General features: G+C 26.9%; 7 protein-coding genes. 1 reads left to right on the top strand and 6 read right to left on the bottom strand.

From position 1 onward, the window contains the following. The 4 genes from leuA to leuB all read right to left on the bottom strand — a co-directional run bounded on the left by leuA (position 1) and on the right by leuB (position 4,891). Positions 1–1,548: a 2-isopropylmalate synthase gene (gene leuA, locus APCICONF2801_RS02090; protein WP_075432471.1), complete on the bottom strand. Its 1,548-nt coding sequence runs from the start codon at positions 1,546–1,548 to the stop codon at positions 1–3. Positions 1,549–1,749: 201 nt separating this feature from the next. Continuing rightward, complete coding sequence (leuD, locus tag APCICONF2801_RS02085) at positions 1,750–2,361, bottom strand: 3-isopropylmalate dehydratase small subunit (RefSeq protein ID WP_075432468.1); 612 nt, start codon at positions 2,359–2,361, stop codon at positions 1,750–1,752. A gap of 41 nt (positions 2,362–2,402) precedes the next feature. Further along, complete coding sequence (gene leuC, locus APCICONF2801_RS02080) at positions 2,403–3,794, bottom strand: 3-isopropylmalate dehydratase large subunit (RefSeq protein ID WP_075432465.1); 1,392 nt, start codon at positions 3,792–3,794, stop codon at positions 2,403–2,405. Further along, positions 3,791–4,891 carry a 3-isopropylmalate dehydrogenase gene (gene leuB / locus APCICONF2801_RS02075; RefSeq protein WP_075432462.1) on the bottom strand — a complete coding sequence of 367 codons (1,101 nt, stop codon included), beginning with the start codon at positions 4,889–4,891 and terminating at the stop codon, positions 3,791–3,793. The genes leuC and leuB overlap by 4 nt, the downstream gene beginning before the upstream one ends. Positions 4,892–5,168: 277 nt before the next feature. Between leuB and APCICONF2801_RS02070 the strand changes: the two genes are divergently transcribed. Continuing rightward, positions 5,169–5,375 (top strand): hypothetical protein, encoded by a 207-nt coding sequence (locus APCICONF2801_RS02070; protein ID WP_075432459.1) that lies wholly within the window; start codon positions 5,169–5,171, stop codon positions 5,373–5,375. 275 nt (positions 5,376–5,650) lie between these two features. On the opposite strand, the gene APCICONF2801_RS02065 is transcribed toward APCICONF2801_RS02070, so the two are convergent. Both APCICONF2801_RS02065 and APCICONF2801_RS02060 read right to left on the bottom strand, forming a co-directional pair. Next, entirely contained in the window at positions 5,651–6,235 is a 585-nt protein-coding gene (locus APCICONF2801_RS02065; protein ID WP_075432456.1) for an aminodeoxychorismate/anthranilate synthase component II, read from the bottom strand. After that, entirely contained in the window at positions 6,228–7,790 is a 1,563-nt protein-coding gene (locus APCICONF2801_RS02060) for an anthranilate synthase component 1 (RefSeq protein ID WP_075432453.1), read from the bottom strand. Before APCICONF2801_RS02060 ends, APCICONF2801_RS02065 begins: the two co-directional genes overlap by 8 nt. Between the last annotated feature and the right edge of the window lie 424 nt (positions 7,791–8,214).

Raw genomic sequence — 8,214 nt, 5'->3', positions numbered from 1 at the left:
TTAAGATCCTCTATCAAATTTTTTATCAATTTGATTAGCTTTAAAAATATGATTAAAAACGTTTACTAATGCTTTAGCTGAAGCTTCTATAACGTCTGTCGCTAAACCTAAACCATAAAAATTTCTTGATTTATATTTAACAATAATATTGACTTGACCCAAAGCATCTTTTCCTTCTCCATTTGCTACTAAATTAAATTTTTTCAACTTTATAGGATATAATGTGATTTTATTTAAAGCTTGATAAATAGCATTAACCGGCCCATTTTTTGTTGTTACTTCTTTTATTTTTTTTTTCGACCCACATTTTAAAATGACTGAAGCTATAGAAAAACCTGACAGTTTTGATTGAACATCAAAATATTTTAACTGAAAGTATTCTTCTTCTTTTTCTTTTTGATTATTTATAAATGCTAATGCTTCTAAATCATAGTCGAATATTTGACCTTTTTTATCGGCTAATTTCAAAAAATCTATATACAATTTATCAATGTTATAATCATGTGGTTGATATCCCATTTCATTCATTCTATGGTTCACTGCAGCTCGACCTGAACGCGAAGTTAAATTTAATTTACTTTTTTTTAAACCTATCATAGTAGGATCAATAATTTCATAATTCTCCTTATTTTTTAACACTCCATCTTGATGAATTCCAGAAGAATGTGAAAAAGCATTTTTTCCTATAATAGCTTTATTTATAGGGATAGGCATACGACATAATTGACTTATAATTTTACTAGTTCTATATATTTCTTTAGTTTTTATATTAGTAACTAAACCCATTTTTCGGGAATGTATTTTTAATGCCATTATTATTTCTTCTAATGCAGTATTTCCAGCCCTTTCTCCTAAACCACCTATTGTTCCTTCTATTTGTCTTGCTCCCGCTTCAATAGCACTCATAGAATTTCCTGCAGCCATTCCTAAATCATTATGGCAATGTACTGAAAGAATGGCTTTATGAATGTTTGGTACTTTTTCATATAAAGTTTGAATAATATTTTTAAACTGTGTCGGTGTAGTGTATCCTACCGTATCTGGAATATTTATTGTATTTGCGCCATATTTTATTGCTTTTTCTACAAAAAAACATAAATTTTCTAGTGATGTTCGGCCGGCATCTTCACAGGAAAATTCAATATCATCCGTATATTTTCTAGCTCTTTTAATAGAACTTGTAATCATTTCTGTAATTTCATGAAAACTTTTTTTTAATTTAGATTGTATATGTAAAGAGGATGTTCCAAGAAAGATATGTATTCTTGGTGAAATAGCAGATTTCATAGCTTGAGCGGCAGTATCTATATCTTTATAAATGCAACGAGCTAAACTACAGATTTTGCTATTCTTAATATTTTTTGAAATTACTTGAACTGATTTAAAATCTCCCGGAGAAGATATTGGAAATCCAGCTTCAATGATATCAATACCTAAACGTTCTAATGCTATAGCTATTTGGAGTTTTTCATTAACATTTAAACATGCAGGTAATGCTTGTTCACCATCCCTTAATGTTGTATCAAAAATTAATACTTTATTATTCATAAAACAGAATTCCTTGTAGATAAAATTTAGTAAGATACGTTTAAAAATTTATTTAAATTTTTTAATAAATTTTATAATTAAATTTTTATCTAAAAAATTTAAAAAATTTTACAGATATAAAAAATTGAAAAATATATTAAAAATATAAAGAAATATAACTAGAAACGATTTGTTATAGTAGAACGATCTTAATATTAGAATTTAAAAATATTTTATAAATTCTGGATATTGATTATTTTCATAAGAATTAATTTTTTTATTGTATAACATTGTTTCATCTATTTGGTCTAATCCAGAAATAACTGACCTGATTTGTGGTTTACTCATATTAAAACTAATAATTTTTTTTTCAATAATAATTTTTTTCTGTAATAAATCAATATGTCCTATAATATTTTTTTTTTCGTTTATTATCGCAAATAACATATCAATAATTTTTTCAGATAAAGTAATTAATAATAAACGATTACTTAAACTATTATTATAAAAAATATCTGAAAAACTATTAGCTATAATCACTTTAAAACCATAATCCATTAATGCCCATACCGCATGTTCTCGTGAAGAACCGCAACCAAAATTCTTTCGAGTTAATAAGATACTAGAATTTTTATAAATTTTATTATTTAAAATAAACTTTTTATTTTTTATTTTTCCTTCTAAATCTAAAAATCTCCAATTATAAAATAGATATTTACCAAATCCAATTTTATTAATTTTTTGTAAAAATTGTTTAGGAATAATAATATCTGTATCTATATTTGAGGCAGCTATTGGTACAATCTTACCACTATGTTTTATAAATTTTTTCATATTATTTTATCGTGTAAAATTTTTTCCAGTTATTTTAATTGTTAATTAATATCGACAAATTTTCCATATAATGCAATATTAGCTGCCATCCATGGACTTACTAGATGTGTTCGCCCATTTTTTCCTTGTCGACCTTCAAAATTTCTGTTACTAGTAGATGCGCATCTTTCATATGGTTTAAGTTGATCATTATTCATACCTAAACACATGGAACATCCAGAATGACGCCATTGAAAGCCTGATTTTACAAATATTTTGTCCAATCCTTCTTTTTCAGCTTGCTTCTTCACTAATTCAGATCCCGGTACAATAATTGCTTCTATATTTTTAGAAATTTTTTTATTCTTTACAACATCTGCAACTACACGTAAATCTTCAATTCGTGAATTGGTACAAGAACCAATAAAAACTTTATTTACTGGAGTATTTATTAGACTAGAATTTTGTTTTAAGCCCATATATTCTAGCGCTTTTCGAGCATCTTCTTTTTCTATTTCAGTTTTTAATGTATTAATTTTTGGTATTTTTTCTTTTATTGAAATAACCTGAGAAGGATTTGTACCCCATGTTACTTGAGGTTTTATATTAGAAATATTAATTGAAATATTTTTCTCAAAATAAGCTTGATCATCTGATTTTAAAGAGCGCCAATAATTAGTATATTTATTCCAAGAATTACTTTTAGGAGTAAAATTTTTGTTTTTTAAATATGTAAATGTATTTGAATCCGGTTGAATAATGCCAGATTTCGCTCCGAGTTCAATAGCCATATTACATATTGTCATTCTTTCTTCCATACTCATATTTTTTATTATAGGACCTGTAAATTCAACTACATATCCGGTACCACCTGATGTTCCTATTTTTTTGATAATATATAAGATAATATCTTTAGCAAAAATATTATTATTTTTTTTTCCAAAAATGAAAATTTTCATGTTTTTCATTCTTTCTTGTCTTAATGTCTGTGTTGCAAAAACATGTTCTACTTCTGAGGTACCGATACCAAAAGCTAAAGCCCCAAATGCCCCATGAGTAGAAGTATGGGAATCACCACAAACAATGGTCATACCAGGTAACGTCATACCTTGTTCTGGGCCAATTACATGTACGATTCCTTGATTTTGATTATGCAGATCAAATAAGGGAATATGAAAATTTTTACAGTTTTTAGTTAAAGTTTCCATTTGTATTTTAGCCATTGGACTAGCGTGATTCATATTCCGAGATATAGTTGGTACATTATGATCCATAGTAGCAAAAGTTTTATTAGGACGTCTTAATGTTCTATTTTTAATACGTAAACCTTCAAATGCTTGCGGAGATGTAACTTCATGAATTAAATGTAAATCAATATAAATAAGAGGCGGTTCATAATTTTTTTCGTAGACAATGTGCTGATCAAAAATTTTTTGGTATAATGTTTTTTTCATTTTTTTATCATCTTAAGTAATTTTTCTGAAATTTTTGTACCCATCTCATCTGTTGTAATGTATTTTTTATTGTCAGTAATATCAAATGTTCTATATCCTTTTTGTAATACTTTAACTACCGCGGATTCAATAAGATTAGCTATCGAATTTAATTTTAACGAATAACGGAGTAACATTGCTAAAGAAAGAATTTGAGCTATTGGATTTGCTATATTTTTTCCTTTTAAATCAGGTGCAGAACCTCCGGCTGGTTCATATAAACCAAAAAAATTTTCATTTAAGCTAGCTGAAGGTAGCATACCAATAGATCCAGTTAGCATAGCACATTCATCAGATATAATATCTCCAAATAAATTGGAACACAGTAAAACATCAAATAAATGAGGAGATTTAATTAATTGCATGGTTGCATTATCAATATATAAATGATTTACTTGAACAGTCGGAAATTTTTTAGAAACATGGGTAACTACTTCTCGCCATAAAATAGAACTTTCTAAAACATTAGCTTTATCTATAGAACTCACTATTTTTTTTCTTTTTAAAGCTAGCTGAAAAGCTATTTTTGCAATTCTTTCTATTTCATAAGTAGAGTAAACTTCTGTGTCAAATGCTATAGAATGTTTTAAATTTTTTCCTTTTCTTCCTTTAGGTAAACCAAAATAAATTCCTCCAATTAATTCTCGAACACACAAAATATCAATACCCTTCTTAACTATATTTTTCTTTAATGGAGAAAAATTTTCTAACATTTTATATAATTTTGCTGGTCTGATATTAATAAAAAGATTAAAAAATTTTCTTAATGGTAGTAAACTGCCTCTCTCAGGTTGAAGATTGGCAGGTAAAGAAGTCCATTGAGGACCGCCAACAGAACCAAAAAGAATTGCATGAGATTTTTTACATCCATCTAATGTTTTCTGAGGTAACGCAGTCCCATATTTATCAAATGCAATACCACCAATATCATATTCATGAAAATGAATTTGCACGGTATAGTTCGCGTTTATTATATTTAAAATTTTATAAATTTGTAACATTACTTCTGGACCTATTCCATCCCCTGGGAGGATGGCTAGTTCATATTTTTTTTTCACTAATTTTTCCAGTATAAGAATTTTTTATTAATAAAAAAATTATACATCTATTATTTCATAAAATAAATGTTTTTTTAAAAAAAGTAAGTAATTATTTTGAAAATTATTTTTAATAAATTTATTAAAAGAAATAAAAAAACCGAATTTTTTAAAAAAAAATACGGCTTAAGAATACATTTCTTACATCTTAATTGCATAGTATAAAAAAAGGATTTGTTTTGTTTTTTATATTTTATATAACCTGAATTTGTGAAGAAAAATGTAATTTTAAAAAGACATGTTATCAAAAGGATCAAAAACAAAAAAAATCAATTTTTTCTTGTATGGTACCCGACTCCAGATATTAAATAATATTTCGGGAATATTAGCGTATCAAAAAACTGCAGTTGTTGAAAAATTTTTTATAATTTGGATGATTCATGGTGAAGAGAAGTGTTTAAAAAAAAAATGGCGGAGTATCCCAAAAAAAACTCTCGCCGCATAATTTTTTTTCCATCTTCTAAAATGATCGTTATGGCTCGCAAAGAGAGATGGGAAGGAGGAATATACGATTTGAACCGGAATCGTCCGTATATGATGATTGAAACACTGTTTCTGATGATGTTTGATGTATTTTATTGATCTATTGCCTTTCGTATTTCTAGGTTTTTTAAAAATTCTTTTTTATTTTCATTTTTTTTAAAAATTAAACGCATTTCATTTGGTCTACTAGAGGGCAATTCATCTGCTTGTCTTGATCCTATTTTATTTAAAACTGTTTTAAATAATTTTTCTTAACCAAAGTAAAATATTATGCATTAGTTCAATTCCGTTAGGAGTTAAAATAGATTCTGGATGAAATTGTAATCCACATATTCGATCGATCGGCTCTTTAACAGCCATAACCATTGTCTTAAAGTGAGCATTAATACATAAATTTTTTGGTATAGATTTACATAATAATGAATGGTATCGCGCTACAGCAAGCGGATTAGGTAAATTTTGAAACATATCTTTTTCGTCATGAGTGATATTTGAGGATTTTCCGTGCATGATATTAGCGGCATGATATATATGTCCTCCGTATGCTTGTACAATTGCTTGATGACCTAAACAAATACCCAAAATTGGAATTTTTCCTTTTAACTGATGAATCATTTCTAATAAACAACCTGCATTATTTGGGGTTCCCGGTCCTGGTGAAATAACAAAAATTGGATCTTCCATATATGCTAGAGCGGTCATAAGATCATAGACTTTGGAATTATTTCGATAGATTAATACATTTTGCCCAAATGATCTTAATATATCAACTAAATTATATGTAAAAGAATCAAAATTATCTAGTAAGAGTATATTAGACATATAGCGTTCCTTTTGCGTGATGAGATTGAAAAATAGAAAGAAGTACAGCATAGGCTTTATTTTTGCTTTCCTGTATTTCTTCGAAAGGAATAGAATCTAATACAATTCCAGCTCCAGTTTGTACAGTTGCTATATTATTTTCGACATACGCAGATCGTATAATAATACACATATCAAAAAGTTCTTCTCCAGTAAAATATCCAATTGATCCTCCATAACTACCTCTAGAATTTTTTTCTATTTGCGCAATTAGTTGCATAGCACGTATTTTCGGGGCGCCTGTTAAAGTTCCCATATTCATGCATGATTGATAAGCATGAAATATATCTAAATCTTCACTAAGAGTGCCTATAACATTCGATACTAAATGCATAACATGTGAATATTTTTCTACTTTCATTAACTGAGATACATATCTGCTACCAGTGCTACATACTTTAGCTAAATCATTACGAGCCAAATCTACTAACATCAAATGTTCAGATAGTTCTTTTTGGTTCGTACGTAACGATAATTCAATACGATTATCTAAATCTAAATTAATTGATCCGTCTTTGTTTTTTCCTCGTGAACGTGTTCCAGCTATAGGATGGATTTCAACAATTCTATTTTTTGGATTATATTTTAAATAACTTTCTGGCGACGCTCCAAAAAGCTGAAAGTGTATATCTTGCATAAAAAACATATAAGGACTTGGATTATTCTGTTTTAATGCATGATAGGCTGATAAAGAATGTGTGCAAGGCAAATAAAATTTACGAGAAGGTACAACTTGGAAGATATCGCCTTGAGTAATAAATTTTTTCATTTTTTTGATAACTTGCGCATATTCCATATCATGAATATCATATGTTACTTTCATATTATGAATTGGTACGGAAGGCATAGTTTTAATTTCAGAATTTAATCTTTTTTGTATAGATAGCATTCTGTTTTTTAACCGGATGTACTCATACGCATTACTTGTAAAGATATTAGTTTGAATCGTGGTAGTTTTTTTTTTGTGATTAATTAGCACTAGATTTTCTGCTAAGTAAAAACAAAAATCTGGACAATGATGTTTTTTTTCTACGAGCGGTAAAATTTCAAATGAATTAATTAGATCGTATGAAAATAAACCTCCAAAAAATATTGTTTTTTTTTGCTCATAGGAACTGATTGATTTGATAATAAAACGAAAAATATCAAAAACAGAGTGCAACATTAATTTTTTTTCTTCATCTACAGGAATAGAATAATAAGGAAAAATAATTTTTCGTTGAGCAGGAGTAGAAATTACTTGAATATTTCTTGGAAAAATATTATCAAGCATAATTAATAAAAATTTTCCATTATTTGTAAGAGCGGTAATGGAGACACAGTTATTACGAGCAGTAATACGTAAAGCACTATCAACAATCATCATGCTTTCTACTGCTTTTTTATCGATTACCGTTGAAGATTCTAATAGTAAGGTGTTCGATTTATTATGACATAAACGATAAAATACTTCTGTTGGATTGTCTTGGTATTTAGATTCTTCTATCATATATCTTAGAATTTTATTCTGCTGCATTTTTTATTTTATACCTAAATGTAAATGGGGATTTTATCGTTATTAACCAATAAAAGTAAAATTTTTTGAAATTTTTTCTAAAAAAAATTTTTTTTAAATAAAATAAATTTTTCTATATAAAAAAAATGTTATGACCATTAAATTTTTTTTTAATTTACATAAATAGCTTTAATGATTTTGAATGCTAGTATATTAATTATATCATCTTTTTTTTGAAAAATTATTTGTTTTTTTAGAAAAATATTTTATTTAATAAAAATATATATTCTTCTCTTATCTTGATATAAATATTTTAACCGTCTTAAAATTCTTTTTATTTTAAGACGCATATATATACCTGAAATAAATTTATCAAACTTAAAAAAATATTTTTTATAAAAGATAAAAAAAATTTATATAATTATTTTCTTTTTAAGAAAAATTA

This window comes from Buchnera aphidicola (Cinara confinis) (genome assembly GCF_900128735.1).
GTDB classification, from domain to species: Bacteria; Pseudomonadota; Gammaproteobacteria; order Enterobacterales; family Enterobacteriaceae; genus Buchnera_F; species Buchnera_F aphidicola_L.
The sequence above is the reverse complement of the archived record's forward strand: the minus strand, read 5'-3'. Positions and strand labels throughout refer to the sequence as shown.

Bases quoted from the DNA above. Each gene is read 5' to 3' on its own strand.
- APCICONF2801_RS02060 (WP_075432453.1), bottom strand. From the start codon at position 7,790: ATGCAGCAGAATAAAATTCTAAGATATATGATAGAAGAATCTAAATAC.
- APCICONF2801_RS02070 (WP_075432459.1), top strand. From the start codon at position 5,169: ATGTTATCAAAAGGATCAAAAACAAAAAAAATCAATTTTTTCTTGTAT.
- leuD (WP_075432468.1), bottom strand. From the start codon at position 2,361: ATGAAAAAATTTATAAAACATAGTGGTAAGATTGTACCAATAGCTGCC.
- APCICONF2801_RS02065 (WP_075432456.1), bottom strand. From the start codon at position 6,235: ATGTCTAATATACTCTTACTAGATAATTTTGATTCTTTTACATATAAT.
- leuA (WP_075432471.1), bottom strand. From the start codon at position 1,548: ATGAATAATAAAGTATTAATTTTTGATACAACATTAAGGGATGGTGAA.
- leuC (WP_075432465.1), bottom strand. From the start codon at position 3,794: ATGAAAAAAACATTATACCAAAAAATTTTTGATCAGCACATTGTCTAC.